Raw genomic sequence first — 1932 nt, forward strand, 5'->3', positions numbered from 1 at the left:
ATAAGCTGATTCTAGTTATGCCGGAGTCAATGTCTATAGAACGTCGAAAGTACATGACAGCTCTGGGTGCCGAGCTCGTACTAACACCAAAAGAAAAAGGCATGGGCGGTGCAATTGAAACAGCTGCCGAACTAGTTACAAAAGGCAGTAATCACTGGATGCCACAACAATTTACCAATGCTGAAAATGTTGCGATCCATCGCCGTACTACTGCGCAAGAGATTATTTCCGATTTCCCCGATGGTCTTGATTATCTGATTACCGGTGTTGGCACTGGCGGTCATATCACTGGCTGTACAGAGGAACTTCGTAAAGCCTTCCCTTCTATACAATCCTACGCAGTTGAACCCGAAAAGTCCGCAGTGATCAGTGGTTGCGAAAAAGGACTGCATCGCCTTCAAGGTATCGGCGCTGGCTTTATTCCTGACATCATGAACACTGAGATACTGACAGGAACAATTCAAGTATCTGAAAAAGACTCTTTCGACATGGCACGTGAGTGTGCAAAGCAGGAAGGGATTTTTGTAGGTATTTCTTCTGGCGCTACCTTAGCCGCAGTTAAAAAGAAGGAAGCTGAATTTACTCCTGGCAGCCGCATCGTGATTTTCAGTTATGATACTGGCGAACGCTATTTATCGATCGAAGATCTGTTCTAGACCTTGAACCATGAGCGGGGCTTACGCCCCGCTTTGAAATATCCTGGAAATCAAAGCCTATCTTAGTTATTTGGCTTAAACCCGACAGACTTAAGCGGGGACGAGAAGAACTCATCAGCACTCAAGGGCTTGTCAAATAGATATCCCTGCCCAATCTCACAACCCAACTCTTGCAAGAAAGCCATCTGCTCAACTGTTTCCACACCTTCAGCCACCACCTTCAAGTTCAAAGTATGTGCCATAGCAACAATTGCCGCCGTGATCTGCTTGTCATCATTATCGTTGGGTAAGTCCATAATAAATGCACGGTCGACCTTGAGTTTATCCAGAGGGAGCTGCTTAAGATAGTTAAGAGAAGAATATCCCGTACCAAAGTCATCAATTGCAATGGTTAGTCCCAAAGACTGCAACTCTTTCAATAAGGAAATCGCATGCTTAATATCGGTCGCTAACAAGGACTCAGTCACCTCAAACTCTAGGTTCTCGGGGTTAACACGGTGCAAAGAAATTGCCTGAGTAATATCGTTAAGTAAGTCAGGATCACTAAACTGGCGAGCTGACAAGTTGATCGACATTTTAACATCACATAGTCCGCGCTGCTGCCAATCGGCACACTGGCGGCAAGCTTCATGAATAATCCACTTACCAATGGGAATAATCAGACCGTTATTCTCTACCATATCGATAAAGAAAAATGGCGATAACAGACCGCGCTTAGGATGCTGCCACCTTAATAGAGCTTCGCAACCAATCAGCTTTCCGGTACTCAAATCCATTTGCGGTTGATAGTGCAATACAAACTCTTCCCGTTCGACAGCATGGCGCAACTCTTCCTCCAAGGCCATACGCGAGTCAGCATCTTTATGGAGCTGGTGATTGAAGATATGGTAGCTATTCTTACCTGAGGCTTTGGCTTGATACATCGCTAGATCGGCATTTTGCAACAAGGTTGCAGCGGATACACCATCCAAAAGCGACAATGTGATGCCAATACTCGATGATACAGAAAGGCGCCTTCCCTCAATCGCAACGGGCTCTTCCAGCACTCTCAGCACCTTTCTTGCAAGCTCAACAACCTTCTTTTCACTGTGAACACCACTAAGCACAAGGCAAAATTCATCGCCACCGGTACGCGCTGCAATATCAATATCAGAAACACAACTTTTAAGTCGGTCGGCAACCACAGACAATAAGTTATCACCAACCAGGTGCCCTAGGGCATCATTAATGTGTTTGAAGTTATCAAGGTCAAGGTAGAGAAACGCAAACTTTCGCT

General features: G+C 45.5%; 2 protein-coding genes. One reads left to right on the forward strand and one right to left on the reverse strand.

Going from position 1 to position 1932, the window contains the following annotated elements:
• On the forward strand, nt 1–656 hold a 656-nt coding region (locus A3766_RS13815; protein ID WP_068642374.1), incomplete at its 5' end, for a PLP-dependent cysteine synthase family protein.
• Nucleotides 657–718: 62 nt separating this feature from the next.
• Here the strand turns inward: A3766_RS13815 and A3766_RS13820 are convergent.
• A partial coding sequence (locus A3766_RS13820) for a bifunctional diguanylate cyclase/phosphodiesterase (RefSeq protein ID WP_156508901.1) occupies nt 719–1932 on the reverse strand: 1214 nt, incomplete at its 5' end.

This window comes from Oleiphilus sp. HI0132 (assembly GCF_001635845.1).